The organism is Pseudomonadota bacterium, assembly GCA_027620075.1.
GTDB lineage: Bacteria > Pseudomonadota > Alphaproteobacteria > Rickettsiales > UBA6187 > 1-14-0-20-39-49.
In genome coordinates this window covers 492132-516372 of record JAQCEY010000001.1, presented here as the reverse complement: position 1 = coordinate 516372, position 24241 = coordinate 492132, and the positions used below count along the sequence as shown (strand labels likewise).

Annotated in this window: 21 protein-coding genes; 15 read left to right on the top strand and 6 right to left on the bottom strand. The window is 40.6% G+C overall.

The genetic code is table 11. From position 1 onward, the window contains the following. Positions 1-61: 61 nt before the first annotated feature. From O2942_02675 to O2942_02620, 12 genes are all read left to right on the top strand, one after another. Positions 62-1786, top strand: coding sequence for an NADPH-dependent assimilatory sulfite reductase hemoprotein subunit (locus O2942_02675; protein MDA0781154.1), 1725 nt, complete (start codon positions 62-64; stop codon positions 1784-1786). Positions 1787-1856: 70 nt separating this feature from the next. Continuing rightward, positions 1857-2462, top strand: a complete 606-nt coding sequence (locus tag O2942_02670; GenBank protein ID MDA0781153.1) for a siroheme synthase — start codon at positions 1857-1859, stop codon at positions 2460-2462. Further along, complete coding sequence (locus O2942_02665) at positions 2463-3203, top strand: phosphoadenylyl-sulfate reductase (GenBank protein ID MDA0781152.1); 741 nt, start codon at positions 2463-2465, stop codon at positions 3201-3203. Between the two features lie 91 nt (positions 3204-3294). Next, the gene (locus O2942_02660; GenBank protein ID MDA0781151.1) at positions 3295-4146 is read left to right on the top strand and encodes a sulfate adenylyltransferase subunit 2; all 852 of its coding nucleotides are present in this window, start codon (positions 3295-3297) and stop codon (positions 4144-4146) included. Positions 4147-4293: 147 nt separating this feature from the next. Next, entirely contained in the window at positions 4294-6243 is a 1950-nt protein-coding gene (cysC, locus tag O2942_02655; GenBank protein ID MDA0781150.1) for an adenylyl-sulfate kinase, read from the top strand. Positions 6244-6512: 269 nt separating this feature from the next. Beyond that, positions 6513-10022: an FAD-dependent oxidoreductase gene (locus tag O2942_02650; protein MDA0781149.1), complete on the top strand. Its 3510-nt coding sequence runs from the start codon at positions 6513-6515 to the stop codon at positions 10020-10022. 351 nt (positions 10023-10373) lie between these two features. Continuing rightward, positions 10374-10886, top strand: a complete 513-nt coding sequence (locus O2942_02645) for a DUF4402 domain-containing protein (GenBank protein ID MDA0781148.1) — start codon at positions 10374-10376, stop codon at positions 10884-10886. Between the two features lie 289 nt (positions 10887-11175). After that, complete coding sequence (locus tag O2942_02640) at positions 11176-11670, top strand: DUF4402 domain-containing protein (GenBank protein ID MDA0781147.1); 495 nt, start codon at positions 11176-11178, stop codon at positions 11668-11670. Between the two features lie 320 nt (positions 11671-11990). Next, entirely contained in the window at positions 11991-12464 is a 474-nt protein-coding gene (locus O2942_02635; protein MDA0781146.1) for a DUF4402 domain-containing protein, read from the top strand. Positions 12465-12476: 12 nt separating this feature from the next. Next, a complete protein-coding gene (locus O2942_02630) occupies positions 12477-13310 on the top strand; it encodes a fimbria/pilus periplasmic chaperone (GenBank protein ID MDA0781145.1) in 834 nt (277 codons plus the stop codon). 157 nt (positions 13311-13467) lie between these two features. Beyond that, positions 13468-15507, top strand: a complete 2040-nt coding sequence (locus O2942_02625; protein MDA0781144.1) for a hypothetical protein — start codon at positions 13468-13470, stop codon at positions 15505-15507. Between the two features lie 36 nt (positions 15508-15543). Further along, positions 15544-16125: a hypothetical protein gene (locus O2942_02620; protein MDA0781143.1), complete on the top strand. Its 582-nt coding sequence runs from the start codon at positions 15544-15546 to the stop codon at positions 16123-16125. Positions 16126-16310: 185 nt separating this feature from the next. Here O2942_02620 and argB read toward each other — a convergent pair whose 3' ends face one another. From argB to rpmH, 6 genes are read right to left on the bottom strand one after another with little or no spacing between them, the layout of a single operon-like run. Further along, positions 16311-17222: an acetylglutamate kinase gene (gene argB, locus O2942_02615; GenBank protein MDA0781142.1), complete on the bottom strand. Its 912-nt coding sequence runs from the start codon at positions 17220-17222 to the stop codon at positions 16311-16313. 15 nt (positions 17223-17237) lie between these two features. Beyond that, on the bottom strand, positions 17238-17897 hold the full coding sequence (gene yihA / locus O2942_02610; protein ID MDA0781141.1) for a ribosome biogenesis GTP-binding protein YihA/YsxC: 660 nt from the start codon (positions 17895-17897) through the stop codon (positions 17238-17240). Then, positions 17867-19648, bottom strand: coding sequence for a membrane protein insertase YidC (gene yidC / locus O2942_02605; protein ID MDA0781140.1), 1782 nt, complete (start codon positions 19646-19648; stop codon positions 17867-17869). The genes yihA and yidC overlap by 31 nt, the downstream gene beginning before the upstream one ends. A gap of 17 nt (positions 19649-19665) precedes the next feature. Then, positions 19666-19878, bottom strand: coding sequence for a membrane protein insertion efficiency factor YidD (yidD, locus tag O2942_02600; GenBank protein ID MDA0781139.1), 213 nt, complete (start codon positions 19876-19878; stop codon positions 19666-19668). A gap of 9 nt (positions 19879-19887) precedes the next feature. Then, positions 19888-20229, bottom strand: coding sequence for a ribonuclease P protein component (gene rnpA / locus O2942_02595; protein MDA0781138.1), 342 nt, complete (start codon positions 20227-20229; stop codon positions 19888-19890). A gap of 17 nt (positions 20230-20246) precedes the next feature. Further along, on the bottom strand, positions 20247-20381 hold the full coding sequence (gene rpmH, locus O2942_02590) for a 50S ribosomal protein L34 (protein MDA0781137.1): 135 nt from the start codon (positions 20379-20381) through the stop codon (positions 20247-20249). A gap of 399 nt (positions 20382-20780) precedes the next feature. Here rpmH and O2942_02585 point away from each other — a divergent pair, with 399 nt between their 5' ends. The 3 genes from O2942_02585 (at position 20781) to ctaD (ending at position 24236) form a co-directional block, all read left to right on the top strand. Then, positions 20781-21596 (top strand): prepilin-type N-terminal cleavage/methylation domain-containing protein, encoded by an 816-nt coding sequence (locus tag O2942_02585; GenBank protein ID MDA0781136.1) that lies wholly within the window; start codon positions 20781-20783, stop codon positions 21594-21596. A gap of 192 nt (positions 21597-21788) precedes the next feature. Then, positions 21789-22571: a cytochrome c oxidase subunit II gene (gene coxB / locus O2942_02580; protein MDA0781135.1), complete on the top strand. Its 783-nt coding sequence runs from the start codon at positions 21789-21791 to the stop codon at positions 22569-22571. 57 nt (positions 22572-22628) lie between these two features. Next, positions 22629-24236: a cytochrome c oxidase subunit I gene (gene ctaD, locus O2942_02575; protein ID MDA0781134.1), complete on the top strand. Its 1608-nt coding sequence runs from the start codon at positions 22629-22631 to the stop codon at positions 24234-24236. The last annotated feature ends 5 nt before the right edge of the window (positions 24237-24241 follow it).

Here is a 24241-nt window from a genome sequence, read left to right as displayed (position 1 = left end):
TTAGACTCGGAAAATAGTTTGTCGGTTACAGGTTTTTGTAAGGATTATATAGGTTGTGATTATGTCTGATGATGTTAAGCTTTCTAAGGTCGAGGCTATAAAAACAGATAGTATATATCTGCATGGCGGGCTTGATAAAGAAATGTCCTCTGAAGGCGGGGCGGTATCGGACGAGGCGTATGAATTGCTGAAATTCCACGGTAGCTATTTCGGTTTTGACCGTGATACGGCAACCGAACGCAAAAAAGCAGGTCTGGAAAAAGAATGGGAGTTCATGGTGCGTATGAAAGCTCCCGGAGGCAGGATAACGGCTAAACAATATCTTGGGCTTGACAGTATATGTGAAAAATATGCAAACGGCACTTTGCGTATCACTACCCGTGAGACATTCCAGTTTCACTGCATAATCAAACAAAATATGAAAAAACACATAGCAGCCATAAACGAGCTTTTGCTGACTACTTTGGGCGGCTGTGGTGATGTGGTGCGTAATGTTATGACTTCCCCTGCACCCAAAAAAGATAAGCTGCATTTGAAACTGTTAGAAGATGCAAATGTCATATCTGAATTTACTTTGCCAAAAACAAGTGCGTACCATGAAATATGGTTAGATGGTGAAAATATGGCAAGAAATCCTTCAAACGAGGATTATGAGCCGTTATACGGCAAGGTTTATCTGCCTCGTAAGTTCAAGATATCCGTTTCAGTGCCTGAAGATAATTCTATGGACGCTTTAACGCATGACCTTGCTATTATTCAGATATGGGAAGGCGGGGAGCTTTTGGGATATAACCTTTTGCTAGGCGGTGGCTTGGGCATGACTCACAATAAGCCTGAAACATATCCGAGGCTTGCTACCCCTATAGCCTTTATTGAGCCTGACAGGTTGCTCGACGGTGTGGCTGCGGTGGTTAAGTTGCATAGGGACTATGGCGATAGAAGTAATAGAAAACATGCAAGGCTGAAATATGTGGTGGAAGAAAACGGCATAGAATGGACTAGGAGCAAACTTGAAGAGATTTATGGCGAGAAAATGCAAGATGCCAGACCTATGGGGCAGTTTAGGGTTGTCGATCATATGGGGTGGCATGAACAGGGCGACGGCAAGTGGTATTTAGGAGTTCCCGTATCAAGCGGTCGTATTATTGACAGGGGAGAAGAAAAAATACGTACCGGCTTACGTGAAGTAGTTGCTAAATACGGTATGGATTTGGTTCTAACCGCCGACCAGAATGTTATATTATGTGATATAGCACAAACCGATAAACAGGAAATTATTGATGACCTGAAAAGCCACGGTATCAAATTGGTGGAAGATATTACTTCGGTTTACAGGAATATGCTGGCTTGTGTGGCACTGCCTACCTGCGGTAAGGCTCTGGCAGATGCTGAAAGGATAAAACTACCTGTTTTGGAAGAGGTTGAGCAGGTTATGGAGAAGCACGGTATATTAGATGAAGAAATAGCCATAAGGATTGCAGGTTGCCCTAACGGTTGTTCAAGACCATATGTCGGTGATATCGGTATAGTGGGTCGTATGCCGGGGCATTATGCAATGTTTATCGGCGGTGATTTTGAAGGTACTCGCCTTAATACCAAGATATTGGATAGAGTTCCTCAGGAAAATATTAAAGACGTTCTGGATATATTGTTTGCTAAATATAAGGCGGAAAAAGAAGAAGGCGAAGGATTCGGTGACTATGCCGATAGAGCCGGTATTGCAGGTTTGGCACAACTGGTAGAGAGCAACTTAGGCGATAAATATAAATGGGCAAAGGCGGCTTGATTAGGTGTTAGTGATAGTGTTGAGTGTTAAGAAGGTTTTTTAACTTACGCTAAAACTTGGTACTTTAGTAATGGAGGAAAACATGTTCCCTATCATACTTGACTTGACGAATATGAATATTGCTTTGGTAGGAGGTGGGGAAGTTGCCCTGCAACGCCTTAGGGAGATGGATGCGGCGGGTGTTAGGTATGTAAGGGCGTTTGCCGATAATTTCGGTAAGGAGTTCTGGGATACGGCAGGCGACAGGCTGACTACCAGAATGCCCAATGAAGAAGAGTTAAAGAAGTTTCAGGCGGTTGTTATAGTTGACGTTCCGATGAATACGGCAACTAAGATAGCCAAAATGGCTAAAAATGTCGGGGTAATGGTAAATGCCGAGGATAATAAATATATTAGTGACTTTTTTTATCCGAGTATATTAAGAAGGGGTGACTTGGTCATTACTGTTAATACAACGGGAAGATGTCATGTTCTATCCCGGCGGATTAAAAATATAATAGGTAAGATATTCCATAAAGGGTGGACGGATAAGGTTGAGGAAATTGCCCTGAAAAGAGCTCAGTGGGACGATATAGGTCTCAATAGAAAAGAAATTGATGAAATGAGCGATAAATATATAAGTGAAAAGGGCTGGCTGGATTACGAGGAACTAGCCGGAAAGAAAGAGGAAACATAAATGAGCATCTCATTAGGGAGATTACGGACATTTTACGGTCATATGGAAGCAAATGAATTGCTTCATATGATGATAGACGTGGATTTTAAAGATAGTATTGCACTGGTTTCATCTTTTGGTGCGGGGTCGGCGTTGCTTTTGTCGCTGGTTGCCGAGGTTGAAAAGGATACTCCGGTATTGTTCCTTGAAACGGGCAAGCATTTTGATGAAACGCTGGAATATGTAAAAGAGCTTGAGTCTTTTTTGGGGCTTACTAACGTGCAGATGCTTAAGCCTCGTGAGGACTTATTAAAGAATACCGACCCGGAAGGAAACTTATGGGAGAGTAACCCCAACAGATGTTGTTGGGTAAGGAAGGTGGAGCCGTTACAACGTGCTTTGGAAGAAGGTGGCTATAAGGCATTGATTACGGGGCGTAAAAGATACCAGACCAAAGAACGTGAAGAAATGGAAACAATTGAAGGGCATGAGGACGGACGTTTCAGGATAAATCCTCTTGCTATGTGGACAAGAGAAAAAGTAAAGGAGGAGTTTAAAAAAAGAAAACTGCCCGAACATCCGCTGGTAAGAAAAGGATATTTATCAATAGGGTGTTCGCCATGTACCAAGCCTGTTAAAGAAGGCGAGGACGAAAGGGCGGGAAGATGGGCACATACGGCTCAATTGCCCGGAGGAGAGCAAAAGGTTGAGTGCGGAATACATTTGGAGGGTATGCCGGCAAGACCTGATTGGAATATTTAATTAAAAGTTATCAGTTGTTAGTGGTCAGAGTTCAGTACCGAATTACGACCACTGAACTCTGATCATTAACAACTAAACACTAGGAGTAAAAATGTCAGCAGCAAAACAAATGAGTCATCTGGATAAGTTGGAAGCACAGAGCATCTATATATTCAGGGAGGCATTTAATAAAATTAACAAATTAGGTATGTTCTGGTCTTTCGGTAAGGATAGTACGGTGATGATACATCTTGCCCGTAAAGCGTTTTTCGGGAATATACCGTTTCCTCTAATCCACTGCGATACCGAGCTTGAGATGCAGGAAGTATATGATTACCGTGATAGATATGTAAAAGAATGGAAAATCGACCTTATCAGTGAGATTTGCCCCGGAATTGAAACTACCGACCCTACACTGCCTGAGGCGGCACGTCTTGGAGCCAGAAAAACAGGCGGCATCAAGAAGGTTATGGCAAAGCATAAGTTTGACGGTCTGTTTGCAGGAATCAGACGTGACGAAGAAGGTACACGTGCTAAAGAGCGCTATTTTAGCCCTCGTGACGCTGAAAGCCAATGGGACGTGAAAGATCAGCCTCCTGAGTTTTGGGATCAGTACACTACCGATTTTCCTCCGGGAACTCATGTGCGTATCCACCCGCTATTGCACTGGACGGAGCTTGATGTGTGGGAATATATCAAACGTGAGGATATACCTATGGTTCCTCTATATTACGCTAAGGAATATAACGTATTCGAAGGGCGTGATTTCGGCGGTAAGATGATGCGTTTCCGTTCACTTGGCGAGCGTGGTATCACATGGCCGGTAGAAAGCGGTGCTACTACAATTGATGAGATAATCGCAGAGCTTAAAGTTACTAAGGTTTCAGAGCGTTCAGGTCGTCCTATGGGAGCTGATGAAGATGAGGCTAGCTTTGAAAAGCTGCGTGCCGACGGTTATATGTAAAAAAGTGTTGGGTGATGTTGTAAAGAGTTAATAAGGCTAGCTATAACAACAAACACTCAAAGGTAACGTTTGAAAATAAATAAGGTGAGTTTAAGAGTGAGGATTAAAACCGGCACTCAACACTACCAATAAACACTAGGAGTTAAAATGAAAGCAATACAAGAGGTTCCGGCTATGGATAATGCAAGTTCAAAAGAACAGATGAAAATAGTTATCGTCGGTCACGTTGACCACGGTAAATCAACCTTGGTCGGGCGTTTGTTCCATGACACCGATTCGTTGCCTGACGGTAAGTTCGAGCAGATTCAGACAATGTGTAAAAGACGGGGTATGCAGTTTGAGTGGTCGTTCCTGATGGACGCTTTGCAATCGGAGCGTGATCAGGAGATAACCATTGATACGTCGCAAATATGGTTCAAGACTGCAAAGCGTAATTACGTGATAATTGATGCTCCGGGGCATAAAGAATTCCTGAAGAATATGATATCGGGTGCTGCTATGAGTGAGGCGGCTCTACTTATTATTGACGCTAATGAAGGCGTACAGGAGCAGTCAAAGCGTCACGGTTATTTATTACATCTTCTTGGTGTAAGGCAAATTACCGTTGCCGTTAACAAAATGGATTTGGTGGGGTATTCTGAAAAGAAATTTCAACAGATAGAAAAAGAATACAGGGCGTATTTGAAAAGTATAGGTGTAACGCCTACCGACATCGTGCCTATCTCGGCAAGGGAAGGGGATAACATAGCCAAAGGCAGTGATGATATGCCTTGGTATAAAGGCCCTACGGTTGTAGAGGCTCTTGATAACTTTAAGCGTAAGCCTGAATTACATGATTTACCGTTGCGTTTCCCTATTCAGGACGTTTACCGTTTTGACGAGCATAAACGTATTTTTGCCGGACGTGTTGAAACCGGAACTTTAAAGGTTGGTGATAAGTTGTTATTTTCTCCTTCTAACAAAACTTCTAAAGTAGCTTCAATTGAATTTTGGGGGGCTGATGAGCCTTGGAAAGAGGCCGGTGCCGGTCAATGTGTCGGTGTTACGCTTGAGGAGCAGATATTCGTAGAGCGTGGCGAAATTGCCAGTTTAACTAAAGACGCTCCTGTTTTAACCAACCTTTTCCGTGCTAAATTATTCTGGCTTGGCAGGAATGATCTGGAAGTAGGCAAGCGATACGTAATGAAGATTAACACCAGTGAATATAAGGTTGAGGTCAGGGAAGTAGAAAAAGTTATCAGTACCGATGACCTTTCACACTCGGAAGTTTTAAATGTAGCAAGAAATGACGTTGCGGAAGTTGTTCTACAGGTCAGGGGGCTGGCGGCTTTGGACGAGTTTGAACAAAACCAGCAAATGGGGCGTTTCATGCTTATGGACGGCTATGATGTTGCAGGTGGCGGTATTATCTCAATGGAGGGCTTTTCCGACCAGCGTGTATCGGCTAAAAAGGTTGAGTCAAAGAATCTGTTTGAAGTTACAGGTTCAATCAGCCAGAATGCACGTGCGTTAAATAACGGTCACTTGGGCGGTATGTTGTGGTTCAGCGGATTGTCGGGAGCGGGTAAAACTACGTTGGCAATTGAGCTTGAACGCAGGTTGTTTGCTAAAGGTTATCAGGTTTATGTATTAGACGGCGATAATATCCGTAACGGATTATGTGCCGACCTTGATTTTACACCTGAAGGGCGTTCCGAGAACTTACGCCGTGTGGCGGAAGTTGCGGCATTATTTGCAAAAGCAGGTGTTATCGTGATTACTGCGTTTATCTCTCCTTATTCCGAGGATAGAAGGCGTGCCAGAAACGCATTGCCTGAAAATTTCCACAGTATCTTTATCGATGCCGACCTGAAAACCTGTGAAGGCCGTGACCCTAAAGGATTATACAAGAAGGCAAGGGAAGGAAAAATAGCCCACTTTACCGGAGTTTCCGACAAATTCGAAGAGCCGGATAATGCCGACCTTATCGTAAATAACGGTACTCAGTCGGTTGACCGCTCGGTTGACCAGCTTGAAGAATATGTAGAACACCATTTTGTAGCCCCGCTTCGTAACCTTGGTAAGGAAAAAGGAGAAGCAAAAGGCGAGGGGATATAGTTGGTTGCTAGTGTCGGTGTTGAGTGTTAAGTGTTAAGTGTTAAGTGTTAAGTGTTAGTGAGTTTTGTTTAGCACTTACACTTAATACCATTGTCATTCCCGCAAAGGCGGGAATGACAATGTCATTCTGAACTTGTTTTAGAATCTAATTTGAGATTAGTAAGACCCTTAAATAAATTCAGGGTGAAATATAATTCAGTATTATAATAGATTCCTGCCTTCGCAGGAATGACAACTGAATAAGAAGTAACTTTTAAGAGAAACTAACAATGAAACTAAACTTTGGAATAACATTTGAAGATTTATATAGCCGTGACGGTCTGGTAAAGCTTGATAAGGCTTTTGTCGGTGAGTTGGCACAGGCTAATGCCGATGTGCATAACCGCTTTGTTGCGGCGAGGGCTGACAGGTCGCAAATGGAAGAAAAGGAAGTTTCAAATTTGCTGATTGATGTAGCACCCCACTTAGAAGATTTTACAGCTAGTCTTTTTAAAATTCAAAAAGAAACCAAGGCATTAGCTAAAGAACATGATGAACTGGCTAATATTTATACGTGCAAACGTCTGTTTGTACAAAGGCAGGTGGCTAAAAAATATAAAGCTGTTGATGTTCAAGATGTTGATGGCGATGCTTTGCGTAAAGACTTAGAAAAGGCTCTGGGCGGAGCATTATCCGAGAAGTTATATTCGGATACGGTAAATGCTTGGCTTGAAGATGCTGATAAAAATGAAGCAAACATCGATATGGCAGCAAAATATGCCGCATGGGCGTTGCATACCGACAATGGTAAAAAATATCATAAATCAGGTGTGTTATTCAAAGTTCCTAATAAACTTGATTTTTTTAACCTTGTTCCTGTTGAAACAACACAAAAGCATGGAATTACCGTTCAGAAACTTCCTGACGAGTCTATCCATTACCGTGACGGGTTCGCTCTTACCGATAAGGGTATAAGCTTAAAACAGGCATTAGATGATGCCAATTACTGTATATATTGCCATAATCAGGGCAAGGATTCATGTTCTAAAGGTTTAAGAGAAAAAGACGGTAGCGTTAAAAAAACAGCTCTTGATGTAAAGCAGGCAGGCTGTCCGCTAGAAGAAAAAATCTCCGAAATGAATACCTTAAAAGCAAGAGGTGTTTCTATAGGTGCGTTGGCAGTGGTAACGATTGATAACCCTATGTGTGCAGGTACGGGGCATAGGATATGTAATGACTGCATGAAAGGTTGTATATATCAAAAACAAGACCCTGTTAATATTCCGAGAAATGAAACCCGTGTTTTGCAGGACGTGCTTGATTTACCTTATGGATTTGAGATTTACTCGCTATTTACAAGGTGGAATCCTTTGAATTTGGATAGACCGTTACCTGCCGAGGATACCGGATATAAGGTGTTGGTTGCAGGGCTTGGTCCTGCCGGATTTACACTGGCACATCATTTATTAAATGACGGACATACTGTTGTGGCGGTAGACGGTTTGAAAATTGAACCGCTGCCTGAAGATATTTCGGGTGTTACCCAAAAAGGGATGCGAGTTCCTTTCAAACCTATTAAAGATATAAAAGAGATATTTGAGGATTTGGGTGAGCGTGTTCTTGCCGGATTTGGGGGGGTTGCCGAATACGGTATTACAGTTAGATGGAATAAGAACTATCTGAAGGTTATCAGATTGTTATTAGAGCGTAGGCGTACGTTTGCCATGTATGGAGGCGTGCGTTTCGGTAGTACGATTACTTATGATGATGCATTCAAGCGTTACGGGTTTGACCATATCGCCCTTTGCATGGGTGCGGGCAAGCCTACGGTAATTGATATGCCTAACGCTATGGCTAGAGGCGTTCGTACCGCATCGGATTTTTTAATGTCATTGCAGTTATCGGGAGCTGCCAAAAAAGATACTATAGCTAATTTACAGCTAAGATTGCCGGTAGCGGTTATAGGCGGTGGTCTTACGGCTGTTGATACGGCGACCGAATCACTTGCTTATTACCCTTTTCAGGTGGAAAAATTCTTACGTAGATATGAGGCGTTAGTTGAAGAGCTTGGTGAAGATGAGGTAAGAAAGCGTTGGAATCTCGAAGAAAGAGAAATCGGTGACGAGTTTATAAATCATGCAAAAGCTATACGCTTAGAAAAAGAAGCTGCTCATGAAGAGGGCAGAAAGCCGAATATCGTGAAGCTTATTAAAGGTTGGGGAGGGGTAAAGGTTGTTTACCGCAAGAATTTACATGATTCTCCTGCATATCGCTTGAACCATGAGGAAGTTGAACTGGCTTTAGAAGAGGGTATTGAGTTTGTGCCTAATGCTTCTCCTGTATCTGTGGAACTTGATAAATATGCTCATGCGGAGGCTTTGAAGGTTAGTGTAAGTAGCCCTCACCCTGAGGGAGAGGGGACTAAGCAAGCTCGTGAAGAGCTTATTCAGGCTAAGAGCATATTTATGGCAGCGGGAACTAACCCTAATACCGTATTGCAGCGTGAGGATTCGGAGCATTTTGAGTTGGACGGAAAATATTTCAAAGCAATTGACGAAAACGGCAATCAGGTAAAGCCGGAGTGGGATTCTTCAAAGCCTGAAGAAATACATGTTCTATTAAGTAAAACCGATAATGATAAATTCGTAAGCTTTTTTGGTGATATGCACCCTTCATATGTGGGGAATGTGGTAAAAGCCATGGGTGCAGCTAAGCAGGGCTGCCCTATAATCACCAATATATTGAATAAAGCAAGCCGTTCAAATTCTGATAAGAGCGACAAATTCATCAAGTACATGAATAATGAGCTTTTGGCAAGAGTATATAAGGTTGAACGTTTAACGTCTAATATAGTAGAAGTAGTGGTAAAAGCCCCTGCTGCGGCAAGAGGGTTTAATCCGGGGCAGTTCTACCGTCTGCAAAATTATGAGACCAATGCCGCTACCGTTACCGACAACCATAATAATAAAACAAAACTGGCTATGGAAGGTCTGGCACTTACGGGTGCATGGGTAGATAAGGAAGAAGGATTGTTATCTACTATAGTGCTGGAAATGGGCGGTTCGTCAGACTTATGCTATTACCTGCAAAAAGATGAGCCTATAGTGCTTATGGGACCTACGGGCGAGCCTACCGAAACACCGGCTGGTGAAACCGTCATGCTTGTAGGTGGCGGTTTGGGTAATGCGGTGTTATTTTCTATAGGTAAGGCACTAAAGGCAAACGGTTCTAGGGTACTTTACTTTGCCGGATATAAAAAAGCACAGGATAGATATAAGATAAAAGATATTGAAGAAGCATCAGATGTTATTATATGGGCATGTGATGAAGCTACATTTACTCCTGAGCGTGAACAGGACAGGGCGTTCCACGGCAATATAGTTAAGGCGATTGAGGCTTATGGCTCGGGAATGCTTGGTAAATGCAGCATTAAAGTTGAAGATGTTGACCGTATAATAGCTATCGGTTCGCACCGTATGATGGAAGCTGTAGGTAAAGCAAGGCATACCGTACTAAAAGATATGCTAAAGCCCGACCATAAGGCAATCGGCTCAATAAACTCGCCGATGCAGTGTATGATGAAAGAGATATGTGCCCAATGCCTACAAAAGCATATAGACCCCGATACAGGTAAGGAATATTACGTTTATAGCTGTTTTAATCAGGATCAGGATCTCGATAGTGTAAGCTTTGACCATCTTGACCAAAGGCTTGCACAAAACGGAATCCATGAAAAATTATCTGCTTTATGGATAAATAGATGCCTTGAACAGCTAAATTTACGAAAAAAAGCGGCATAAATGTAATTTTTGTACAAATTTTTTGATTTTTTTACATTTTTAGCACTTTGTAATGTTTCTAAATAAAACACATATATATCATATATGCCTTAAAATAGTGCATATCCTTGCGGATAAGCCTGTGGATAAAAAGTGGATAATTTTATTTTTTTTACGGTTCAATATTTTGTTTTATAGTCATTTATGCTATTGAAAGTTGGTGCGGACGGTGCTAAGGTAAACTATAGGTAGTTAAAAGTGATTTTGCTCGTTGACAGTGTGTCAAAAACATGGTACAGTTGTATTAGAATTAAACAATTTACAGAATATACATAAATTATTTAGTTATTTTTTTCTTGGGGGATTACAGATATGAAAAGTTCTATTAAAAAATTATTAGCAGGTTCGGTTTTAACAGGTGTTGTATTTTCTTATTCGGCAGCAAATGCAGTTACAGTAAATAACACCGCAACAGTTGATATAGTGGCTCCGTTACAAGTGGTTGCTAACAACGATATGGATTTCGGTAAAATCGTTCAGCCGACATCAGGTTCGGTTACAGCAGTGGTAAGCGATACAGGCGTATTAGCAGGTACGGCAGATTATATCGACACTACAGGATCGGAAGGAACCGTAAATATTTCAGGTGCTTCTACAGAAACGGTTTCTATAACCATTACAGATACAACTGCTATTACAGGGTTAAGCCTAGGTAGCTTTACAGGAACATTCGGTGGTCAAGCATTATCAGGTGGGTCTTTAACAGGTGCTACATTAACAGGCGGAACGGACATATTTAATATCGGTTCAACACTTACCGTTGATTCAACAGTTGCAACCGGTACACATAGCCCAAGTTATGATGTTGAAGTAACTTACGACTAAGAAAAAATAACTTCCAATAACTTTAAAAAAAAGAGCTTCTAGCTCTTTTTTTTGTTTGGCGAATATGTCTTTTATATTTTTATTAGTTATTCTAAAGTATAAATTGTTAAACTGTACAAAAAATTATACTAAAAATTGAAAAAATCTTTATTTAACAAGAATATCCCATTATTATCCCTAAATACTGCATTCACACCGATTGTAACGAATCTGGCACGATGCTTGCGACCGTATATATATAAATATGTATATTATTTATGTATTTGTAAATGGTTAGGGGATATTTTTAGTGAAACTTTTATACGCAACATTGCTGCCGGTATTAATGTGTTCTGCTTCATTTGAAGCAAAAGCCATTAAGGCTAGCGCTGTTGCAAGTGTAGAAATAGTTGAACCGACGGTTTTTAGTCAGGAAAGCGGTTTTGAAACATTGAGCATTGATACTTCGGTTTCTTTTTTCCAAAAGTTGTTTCAGAAAAAAAACAATGGCGGCAAAGAGGAATATGTAAGACAAATGCCTGAAAGCGAGTATAGGATAAGCGGTTCAACAAGTAACTCGATACAAATATCCGTAGCAAGTGAAAGCACACAAGAGTCTAAAGTGAAGATTGATGATTTCGTTGTGAGCTACTCGAACGGAGCAGATAACGGGGATAACAATATTGTTAGGTCTGCTCCGGGTCGGGACGCTAAGCTTAAGTTAGGTGCTACCCTTAAGGTTAACGGAGATACACAATCAGGTTATTATGAGCCTGACTTCAACATTGCAATCTATTACGAATAATATTTATCGTTATTGCTAACTAAACATAGTTTTTGTCATACTGAACTTGTTTCAGTATCTTCTTTGTTAGGGAGGGGGCGACACATGCAGGTATAAAAAACACTTGCAAGTTTCCACCCCTCACAAAAACACTTCGTGTTTTTAACTCTCCCTCAAGGGGAGAGTAAGTTTTTTGAGTTTTGTAGAGGTTCCTATAGCAAATTCCATAAAATATCAAAATAGTGGTGTATAACTGCATTCTAACTACTATATATTGTTGAACTTTCCTATTCTTTTGTTAGTATTTATAAGATATACAAAAGATAGAGTTGTTTAAGTTAATGCAATATAAAATTATTACAGCATTTATTACATTTGCGTTTATTCTCATATCTATCGATTCTTACGCACAGCGGGCGGTAAATATCCGTGAACTCAATTTTGGCAAAGTGGCAAAGCCAACTTCGGGTAATGTAAGTATCGTAGTTAGAAGAAACGGTTCCGTAGGTGGCGGAACAACGGCGATAATGCTTGATACTACTGCCGTATCGGCAGGTCGTGATAGAATATCGGGAAGCAGAAGGAATGATATACAGATATCATTTGACGAATGCTCAAGTAATTCTGCCTTGGGACTGCAGCTTAGAAGGTTTGTCGCTAATTATTCCGGGGTTAACTTTATAAACTCAGCTAACGGACTTCCTCCTGCATGGAGAGGGCAAAATCTGACATATGGAGCCACCTTGGTGATTAATTCAAGTACGCCCGGCGGAGTCCTTACTCCTTGTTATAACATTGATATAAATTACGATTAAGAAGGAATTTTAATGAAAAAGGTACTTTTTTTAATAGTTTTCCTAGCGTTCTCAGAGGTGGCATTCGCACAAGAAAAACCGGGTCTTTTAATCACACCTACAAGAGTATTGCTGGACGGAAGAACCCGTAGTGCATCGGTATCCGTTGCAAATAACGGTAATGTGGAAGGAACATATGCCATTTCCATAGTGAATAGGAGAATGCAGGAGGACGGTACTATAGTGCCTATAGGTGACGATGAGGAAGCAATCGAAGGTGAAAAATTCGCTACCGATATGTTAAGGATATCTCCACGCAGAATCACTTTACAACCCGGTGAACACCAGAATGTAAGGATATTGGCAAGAAAACCTGCCGATCTTGAAGACGGTGAGTATAGGTCGCATTTGAATTTCAAGATAGTTAATGAAGATACTACCGAACGTGAAAAAAACAGTGAGCAGACTGATAACTCGTTAATTATCAGTATTAAGGCGAATTTCGGAGTTACAATACCGGTAATAATAAGGCAGGGGGAAATTTCTGCAACAGGACAGATAAACGACCTTAAACTTGTTTCAAATGATGACGGCATTAAAAGTGTTGAGTTTGATATAACCAGAACCGGTAACAGCTCAATGTACGGTGATATTATAGTTCTTTATAAAGCTAAAGACGGAACGGAACTCATACTGAAATCTATGGGGGGTCTGGCGGTATATTCACCTAATAAAAATAGAAGATTCAAGGTGATGCTGGACGTTCCCGAAGGTGTAAGTATCGATGGAGGAACTCTTGAGGTGCAGTACAAAGCCAAAGCCAAAGAAGGCGGCGAGATATTAGCTAGTGAAAAAATAGAACTATAGTTTAGTAACTTTGAATTTATTTTACTAATCGGTGTCATCTTATAATTTGTTTTACTAAACAAATTCGTGGAATGACAAATATACACAACTTAAATTCAAAAGATTTAATCTATAAACGGATTAAAAGTTCATGTGCCGTAGCATATTTTTTATATTAATGTTTAGTATAACGGGCTTTTTTTGTTCAAACGTTTATGCGACTGAAAATACCGGTTACCAAAAGATAGAGCTTTCAGAAGACAACCTAGTCCTTACGGAGATATTTGTTAATAAACTCGGTACGGGTGAGATAGTGGAAGTTTACCAGTATGACGGAGGTTTTTTGGTACCTCTGGGTATGCTTGCAAATATATTAGAATTTCAGGTGAAAGTTGATTATCAAAATGAATCGGCTAGCGGTTGGTTTATAAAGGAAAATAGGATTTTCGTTCTTGATGTGGCAGCAGGCGAAGTTGTTGTAGAAGGGGTGAAGAAAAAACTGGACGGCAGGATAATCAGCAAAGGTTTTAATGATCTTTATGTGGATTCCTCTTATTTTTCGCAGTGGTTTCCTGTCGATCTTGAGCTAAACTTCTCTGACTTGGTCTTGTTTGTAAAGCCCCGTGAAAGTCTTCCTTTTCAGGAGCGTATGGAAAGAGAAAAAATACGCACTAAAAGTTTACGTAAGATGGGAATTGACGACAAGGGTTATGATGTCATCAAAAAACCTTACGAAATTGCTTCATATCCGTTCGTTGATTTTGATTTGGGTTACGATTATAGCAATCAAAGTGCTTCTCCGCATAATTCTACATATTCGGTTATATCTCAGGGTGATCTTGCCTACCATACCGCACAACTGACCGTAGCAGGTGATAACAGGGACTCGCTGACTGCATTAAGGTTCAATATGGGGCGTAGCAGTGAAGACGGAGGCTTGCTCGGTAAAGCTGACGCTAAATCATATTCATTCGGTGACATTACGTCGGTTCCCGTGTCAATGGTTACGTCAAGAGGCAGGGGAACGGGATTCACCGTTTCAAATAAAGACCTTGATGTTGCAGATGACTTTGACTCAACAAATTTTGTAGGTGACGAGCAACCCGGTTGGGAGGTTGAAATCTACAGGAACGGTGTTCTGGTTGATTTTCAAATAGTAGGCGATGACGGCAGATATGAATTTAATGACGTTCCTATCTTTTTCGGTAACAATATATTCAGGATAGTGTCATATGGTCCGCAAGGTCAGGTTAAGGAAAAAACGGAAACTTATCTTATAGATAACTCAATTTTGCCGAAAGGTGATTTTACTTATCGATTTTCAGTCGATAGAAAGTCAGAAACGATTTTCGGTATAGATGAAGATGATGATATAATAAGGCATGAATTAGGGGAGAGGTATGTAGCCGATTTTGATTACGGATTAACTTCTTCGGTTACCGGTAGTGTAGGGTTTATCCGCACCCCGTTAGAAGATGGAAAATTCCATAATTATCAATCAATAGGGGTAACAAATAGTTTTAATAAGCTGTTCTCTGCCGGAATGCTTACCGATGTTAACTTTGTATATGACTCGACAGATGGAGGGTGGGCAAGCGAGATATTGGCAAATGCCAAGATAAAGGAGATAAATGTCAGGGCAAGGCAGGCATTTTATGATGATTTTGTAAGTGAAATAGAAGAATCAGGCTCACAACAACGCCTTATGACAAGCAAGGTAGACTTGGACGGAAGGATAAGCAGCCTTAATTCTTCAGGTATTGCTTACCGTTTTAGCACAGAGCATGAAGTATTTGAAAATGAAAGGGAAATAAGCACCTTTAGTAACAGACTTTCGACTACATTCTTCGGTATAGGCTTGACTAATAATGTCGATTATACGTCAACAAAAGATTCTTCAACGATTACGGATACGTCAGGCGGTAGTTTGTCTGTCCGTGCCAGATATAAAAATGCCTCATTAAGGTTGAGTGCCGATTATGATATAACTCCCGAGTCGCAGATAACAAGTATAAACTTTATAGGACAAAAGCAAATAACCCGTGAAACAAATGCAAGGTTTAATATAAGAAAGGATTTGGTAGGGGAGGATATTACCTCGCTTAACATATCGCTCAATAAACGCTTTAAATATTTTACCTTAAGTACCGTTGCCGGTTTTGACGATCAGGATAATATCACGGCAGGAACAAGACTTTCTTTCTCAATGGGGCATTAGCCGCGCCAAGATAGATGGTTCTTCAGTGATAGGGATATGTCAAATGAGGGTGCTTTGAGTCTAAGGGCGTTCCTTGATAATAACTATAACGGTATTTTTGACGATGGTGACGAAGTTATACCTGATGTCGGTTTTATAAGTGAAAACGGTAAATTCAAAGGAAATGATACATCTCCGGTGGTTATCCCGAATATAGAAGCATATAAGAATTCACCCGTAAGGATAGATATTACAACATTGGAAGACCCGTTTTGGATGCCTAAGGTGGAAGGATACCATGTTGTAACAAGACCCGGAGCCATGAACGAGCTTGATTTTCCGGTTTATCTGACTACGGAGATAGATGGAACGGTATATTTGGAGCAGGGTGAAGATACTAAAGGTATAGCAAGAATCACTATGCAACTGGTTAACAATGAAGGGGAGGTGGTTAAGGAAACAAAAAGCGAGTTTGACGGCTTTTATATTTTCTCAGGTGTAGTGCCGGGGCAGTATGTCGTTAAAATTGCCGATGAGTCTTTGACGGAATTTAGCGAAGACGGATTGCACGAAGAACTGGTAAGCATCGTCAATAACAGTGATATAATAAGCGGCATTGATTTTGTTGTTAAGAATTAACGGATTTGTCGATTATAGTATTCACACTTTTCAATACTGCTGCCATCCCCCGAATTGTCGTAGGCAATTATAGGGGGATCTAATTTAAATTGACGGTAGATCCCCGCATAAAGCGGGGATGACAATCATGCGTGTACAAAAGTGTAAATACTATAATTTAAAGGGCTATAGAGTGTTCAATAAACTTAACCCTGCAATATCATTGAGCCTGTACCAAGTTCGGTGAATATTTCAAGTAACAACACATGCGGTAGTCTTCCGTCTAATATATGTGCTGCCTCGGTATGGTTGTTAAGAGCGTTGATACAAGTTTCTACCTTTGGAATCATTCCGCCGGATATGGTCTTGTTCCTAATCAGTTTTTGAGCCTGACTAATGGTTATTTCAGATATAAGCTCGCCGTTTTTATCCAATATCCCCGGTACATCGGTCAACATTAGTAATTTTGTTGCCGCAATTGAAGAGGCAATAGCTCCGGCAGCACTATCGGCGTTTATATTATATGTTTCACCATTTGCCCCTCTACCTATCGGGGCTATAACGGGAATTATATCGGATTCTTCAAACATAACCAGTGTTTCAGGGTTAATATCTGTCGGTTCTCCTACAAAACCAAGGTCAAGTATCTGTTCGATATTTGAATCGGGGTCACTTTTTGTGCGTCTTAGTTTTCTGGCTGATATAAGACCGCCATCTTTACCCGAAATACCTATAGCCATACCGCCTGCCATATTTATCTCGGACACTATTTGTTTGTTTATGGAGCCGGAAAGCACCATCTCAACTATTTCAACGGTAGCCTGATCGGTTACCCTTAAACCGTCAATAAATGAGCTTTGTATCTTAAGCTTCTCAAGCATAGAGCTTATTTGAGGCCCTCCGCCATGCACAATGATAGGGTTGATACCTACCTGTTTGAGCATAACTACATCTCGTGCAAAAGTCTTTGCAAGCTCAGGGTTGCCCATAGCACTGCCACCATATTTTATGACGAAAGTCTCGCCTGCGAATTGACGCATATAAGGTAATGCTTCGGATAAAATCTTGGCTTTTTCTAATTGCTTGACTCTATCTTTTTCTTTAGATTTTTGTGACATATTTTTTAATCGTTCTTATGTAAAACTTGCAATTATGGCTCTAATCGTATCTATTCCGATATTTTTCCGGCTGCTTGTAGTGATTACCTCCGGATGAAGTGCAATATGCTTATGAGCCTCTGCCTTTATATCAGAAATAATTTTTTCTACATCTAGTTTTTTTACTTTATCGGATTTTGTTAATATTATTTGGTAGTTTACCGCCGATTCGTCCAATAAATCCATGATACTGCGGTCACTGTCCTTTAAGCCTCTTCTGGAGTCTACAAGCAGCATAACCCTTGCAAGGTTAGGGCGACCTTTTAAGTATTTTTTGGTAAGATCCGTCCAGCCCTTAATATCTTTTTTAGAAGCCTTTGCATAGCCGTAGCCGGGTAAATCAACTAAAGTTAAGCAGTCCCTAAGCAGAAAAAAGTTCAATTGCCTTGTGCGACCGGGTGTCACTGAAGTTCTGGCAAGGGTAGTCCTGCCTGTTATAGCATTAATAAGGCTGGATTTACCGACATTAGAAAGACCCGCAAAAGCCACCTCGCTTATATCCGATTCCGGTATATGCGATAGCTCGGTAGCTCCTATTTTAAAATCACATTGACCGGAAAACAGCCATTTTCCTTTTTCAATGTCTAAATCTTCATTTTCATTCATCATTTCGGCAGACGTCTGGTTATAACCCATTGTTGTAAAATAGAAAGAGTGTTGTTCCATGCCCAGTATATAACTAAACCGGCAGGGAAGGTGGATAACAAAAATACGAATATCCACGGCAACATCTTCATAACTTTAGCTTGTACCGGATCAGTCGGTGCAGGACTCATCTTTTGTTGCAGGAACATTGTAATACCCATAATTATCGGCCATGCACCTACCATTAATATCTGTGGAGGATCGAAAGGTAATAAACCGAAAAGGTTAAATATAGTAGTAGGATCCGGTGCGGATAAATCGTTTATCCACCCGTAAAAAGGTGCGTGCCGCATTTCTATAGTTACGAATAAAACCTTATATAGTGCAAAGAATATAGGAATTTGAATTAAAATAGGCAAGCAACCGGACATAGGGTTTACTTTTTCCTCTTTATATAAATCCATCATGGCTTTGTTCATTGCCACCTTATCGTTTTTATAACGCTCTTTTATATCAAGCATTTGCGGTTGCAGTCTTTTTAAATGGTGCATACTGACATATGACTTGTTGGCAAGAGGAAACAGGCACAGCTTCAAAAGAACCGTAAGCATCATTATTGCAATACCGAAATTTTCTACAAAACCGTAGAATATCATCAAAAGCTTATAAATAGGCTTGGTCAGGAAATATAGCACTCCGAAATCTACCGCACGGTCAAATAAAGGGATATTTAGTTTTTCACCGTATTCATCAAGCTTATTCACCTCTTTTGGACCGGCGAACAGGTTAACTTTAGAGTTTATTGTCTGTCCGGGAGTAATTTCTATCCTATTACCGAGATAGTCCACCTGATATTTGTCTTGCCCTTTGCTATCAAAGTGGCTGAAATTTATATCAAATTTTTGTTCTTGATCGGGAATGACGGTAGTTAGCCAGTATTTGTCGGCAATTCCTAACCAGCCCGAGCTGTTATCGAATTTAACCTTGCCGTCGTCCTTTAGGTCTTCATAGGTAAATTCCGATAACTTGCCGTTTATAGCACCTATAGCACCTTCATGTGATATAAAAAACGTTTGCTCTTTTTCCTTTACTCTGTTGATACGTCCGTAAGGAAATACCAGATAGCTGTCACTGCCATAATTCTCAATGGTTTTTGTGACTGTAAATAAAAAGTTCTTATCGATTGCAATTTGTATAAAGAATTTTAGACCGTGATTGTTATCCCACGATAATGTAACGGGTTTTTCGGGGGTCAACACTGTGTCTTCGGAGTACCATATAGTTTTGGCATCGGGAACCGTTACCGAGGTATCTCCCTTAAGCCACCCGAACTCCGAGAAATAAACTATTTCATGATCGGGGTCGTCCTCATTGTTTTTAGGTGCTAATAAACCGACCGGTGATAAAAGTGCAACCTCATCGGCATCTTTATCATTGTAAATCTTATGGTCAGCGAGTGTCAGGTCATCAAACCTTGCACCTTTTAAGGATATGGAGCCATGCAGCTTGCCGGTCTGTATTTTTATGCGCTTTACCTGTTCTAAAACCTTCTGCCTATCCGAACTTCTTAATTCATTATATATAGCAGGTGTTTGAATTGAAGCGGAGGCATCGTCCGGTGAGGCGGTGGAGGCTTGCTCGTTGCCCGGCATCATCTGTGCCTCTTTTAACTTCTTTTTCTGCTGCTCTTGGGCATATTTCCTTGCCTGCTCAATTTTAGGGCCGGCATAGAAATACTGCCAACAAAACAATACTATAAGCGATAGAACTATAGCGAAAATGAGATTTTTAGTATCGTGCATAAAACAATCCTGATTGTTTATTTAGGAACCGGGTCATAACCATGTTTACCCCATGGATGGCAACTTAATATACGTTTTATTGATAAATATCCACCACGGATTATACCGTGCGTCTTTAATGCCTCGGCAGCATACTCCGAACAGGTGGGTAAATAACGGCAGGCACGTGGAAGAAAAGGTGAAATTACTATCTTATATAACTTTATAATAGCAATAAGTGTCTGTACCATTTTTATACCTTATTTATGGGTATCGGTTGAATGTAAAGTATATTTCAGGTCTTTCTTTAAATCTTGGAAGCCACGCTCTAGGGTTTCTTTTCTGCCTATAATAACGTAATCATACTCAGGTTTTGCAAAAGAAGGTATAATTTGTTGCGATAAAGCCCTTAACCTGCGTTTTGCCTTGTTCCGTTTAACCGCATTCCCGACTTTTTTGCTGACGGTATAGCCGATGTGAATGTTTTTATCGGGTGATAGATTTTCACTCACTTGTATAACAAGACCTTTGGCGGAAGCTTTCTTTCCTTTTTGTGCGATTTTTACAAAATCTTTTCTTTTTTTTATGGAAACAAGTTTCATAAAACATTTGATACAATTTAAGCACTAAGCTTCTTACGACCTTTTTTGCGACGGTTATTTAATACTTTTCTACCGCCTACGGTACTCATACGAGCTCTAAATCCATGCTTGTTTTTGCGTTTGCGGTTACTTGGCTGGAATGTACGTTTCACTTTTAAGTACTCCTAAAATCTCATTATAATTATAAAAAATAGTCCGCCTTTATACATGATATTTTCCTATAGTCAATCAAAATAAGCCTCTTAGAACGGGCGATGTTAATATTTAATTAATATTCATATTTTATAGTTAGTTGAGTTGTGCAAAAATAAAGCAAGTATGTGTCGGCGTATAAAAATGTTTTTTTATTAAAGGCTTAAGGTGAATGGCGGTTTTTTGCGGTTAATTTATCAGCCAATTATTTCGTATAAAATTACGATTTGATTAGTGTTATTTTGGCGTTGATGTAATATTATATTGTAGATTAATGAAGTCGGGGGCGTACTTCAATGCGTTATTAAACATATTATATTAATTTTTGTGTTTTATTAATTTTTTTTCAGGTTGTGTTTATGAATATTAAAAATAAAAACAAGGGCTTTACTCTTATAGAGCTTTCAATTGTTATTGTTATTATAGGTTTGATTGTAGCAGGTGTTGTGGGGGGGCAGGCTCTGGTAAAGCAGGCAAAGCTTCGTTCTGTCGTAAGCGAGCATAATCAGGTAAAGCTGGCTATGAATGCGTTTAAACTGGAATATGATGCATTGCCGGGTGACTTTAATAATGCTTTTGCATATTGGCCTGCCGCAGCCCAAGGCTGTAATGCCGCAGGAACGGGTGCGGGCGTGCAGGCAGAGTGTAACGGTAACGGTAATAAGCAGATTGTGCTTGCCAGTGTAGGCGGTGCTATCGAATCATATATGGCATGGAAGCATCTTCAATTGGCGGATTTAACACCGGGTTCGTTCTTTCCTAGTAACGCTACTGCCGTTGCAACTTCGGATCTAAATATTAAAATACCTGCTTCTAAATATACCGGTGCGGGTATTACTATTGTGTATGACGATGGGACTTCTGATGCCACTGCCGGTGACGGTGCTGCTGCCGGTGGAAGGGATTTTAATAGGAATGTTGTTCTTATCGGTGGTGTGCAGTCAGCCGGTACAGGTATGGCTAACGGATTGATATTTGATGCTAAGGATGTTCAGGGTATTGATGACAAAATTGATGATGGTCAACCTCTTACGGGTGCTGTAGTCGGTGTGGGGGTTGCCGGTGCTGCTGCGACCGACTGTATAGATACTGCTCCTAATCCTGATACTTATAATCTTGACGGTACTAATACTGCTACTGCCGGTTCAGGTTGTGCAGTCGCATTTGAATTATAAAATAAATAAAGTATAGTAAAAAGTTATAAAAAAAACACTCCTTATATATAAGGAGTGTTTTTTTTATAAAATCTATTTATAATGAACGCTCCCTCCGTATTTAGTCTATTAAATGTTTACTTTTGTGAAAAGTCGGCTATATATGAGGCGTTGTAAAACTTATACCAAAAATAAAATAGAGTAGAATAAGATATGTTTAAAAAGCTTTTATCAGGAGTTTTTTCGCTGTTTGTATCTGTTAATGCCTATGCAGATCAACCGGTTCCATGGCAGTTAGGTTTTCAAAAGCCAGCAACTCCTATAATGGATAAATTTATAGATTTTCATAATGAGCTGCTTGTTATCATATTTGCCGTCTCTATTTTCGTAGTACTTCTTTTAGCCTATGTTTGCATAAAATTTAACGCAAAAAGTAATCCTGTTCCAAGCAAAACATCGCATAACACTTTAATAGAGATAATCTGGACGGTGGTACCTGTTCTTATTTTGGTATATATATGCGTACCTTCGATGAAGACGCTATATTATAATGAAACCGTTCCTGAAGATGCCGAGATGACCCTAAAGGTTATCGGTAAGCAGTGGTACTGGACTTATCAGTATCCTGACCAGAATCTTGCTTTCGATAGCCGTATAGTTGCCGATGAAGATTTAAAAGAGGGGCAGCCAAGGCTTCTAACTGTAGATAATCAGGTGGTGATACCGGTTGATACTACTATTAGGCTGCAATCTACAGGTGGCGATGTTATACATAACTGGGCTATTCCTGCGTTCGGTACTAAGCTTGAAGCGATTCCTGGTAGATTGAATGAAGGTTGGCTAAAAGTAAAAGAAACAGGTACATATTACGGTCAGTGCTCGGAGCTTTGCGGTACGGGTCACGGATTCATGCCTATAGCTGTGAAAGTTGTAACTAAAGAAGAATTCGAAGCTTGGGTTGAGCGAGTAAAGCCTGAATTCGGCGTTGAAAGTTAATCCGGTTTAAGCATTTAAATAATTTTTGATAAATAATTAAGTAAGGGAAAATTCGGTATGGGCGGTCATGCAAATCCAACTGGTTTTAAAAGATGGTTTTTATCAACTAACCATAAAGACATAGGTACGTTATACCTGATATTGGCAATTTTCGGCGGATTGGTCGGGGGCTTGTTCTCTGTAGCGATGAGAAAAGAGCTGGCAGAGCCGGGGTTGCAGTTCTTTCCTATGTTGGCGGACTTTATGGGAGGGAGTGTTTTCGGTACCGACCCTAACCAGATATATAACGTTTTCCTTACCGCACACGCATTTATAATGGTGTTTTTCATGATAATGCCGGCACTTTTCGGTGGGTTCGGTAACTGGTTCATTCCTTTGCAAATAGGTGCACCTGATATGGCGTTCCCTCGTATGAATAACATAAGCTTCTGGTTATTGGCTGTTGCCTTGCTAATGCTTCTTGCTTCTGCATTCGTAGATGGCGGCGTGGGTACGGGGTGGACGGTGTATCCTCCGCTGTCGAATAGTATTTTCCAGTCCGGAATGGCGGTTGACATGGGAATATTCGCCCTTCACCTTGCCGGAGCCTCGTCAATATTGGGTGCTATCAATATGATAGTTACAATACTTAATATGCGTGCTCCCGGTATGACGTTACATAAAATGCCTTTATATGTATGGTCTGTGCTGATTACCGCTTTCTTGCTTGTATTGGCGTTGCCTGTGTTGGCAGGTGCTATTACCATGTTGCTTACCGACAGGAACTTCGGGACAAGCTTCTTTGATCCTGCGGGCGGTGGTGATCCTGTGTTCTGGCAGCATCTATTCTGGTTTTTCGGGCACCCTGAGGTTTATATTATAATTCTTCCGGGATTCGGTATAATCAGCCATGTTGTATCAACTTTCTCAAAAAAGCCGGTTTTCGGTTATTTAGGAATGGCATACGCTATGGCTAGTATCGGTGTTGTAGGTTTCGTTGTGTGGGCTCACCATATGTACACTACCGGACTTAATGTTGATACGCTTGCGTATTTTACCCTTGCCACTATGGTTATTGCCGTTCCTACGGGAATTAAGATATTTAGCTGGATAGCTACAATGTGGGGTGGTTCTATTGAGTTCAAGACACCTATGTTATTTGCTATAGGCATGATATTCCTGTTCACTGTAGGCGGTGTAACGGGAGTAGTGCTTGCAAACGGCGGTCTGGATAGGGTTTTCCATGATACTTATTACGTTGTAGCTCACTTCCACTATACAATGTCTATGGGAGCGATTTTCTCGGCATATGCAGCGTTTTACTACTGGTTTGGTAAAATGTCTGGTCGTCAATATAATGAATGCTTAGGCAAAATACATTTCTGGCTGACATTTATAGGTGTTAATATTACATTTTTCCCTCAGCACTTTTTAGGGTTGGCAGGTATGCCTAGAAGGATTCCGGATTATCCTGATGCATTTGCAGGTTGGAACGAGGTTTCTTCATGGGGTTCTTATATTTCATTTGCTGCGGCATTGTTCTTTGTATACATAATTTTCCACACGTTGAAATTCGGTAAAAAATGTCCTAACGATCCGTGGAACGATATATCGGGTACTTTGGAATGGACTTTACCTTCTCCGCCTAACTTCCATAGTTATGATGAGATACCGAAAATAAAATAGAGGTA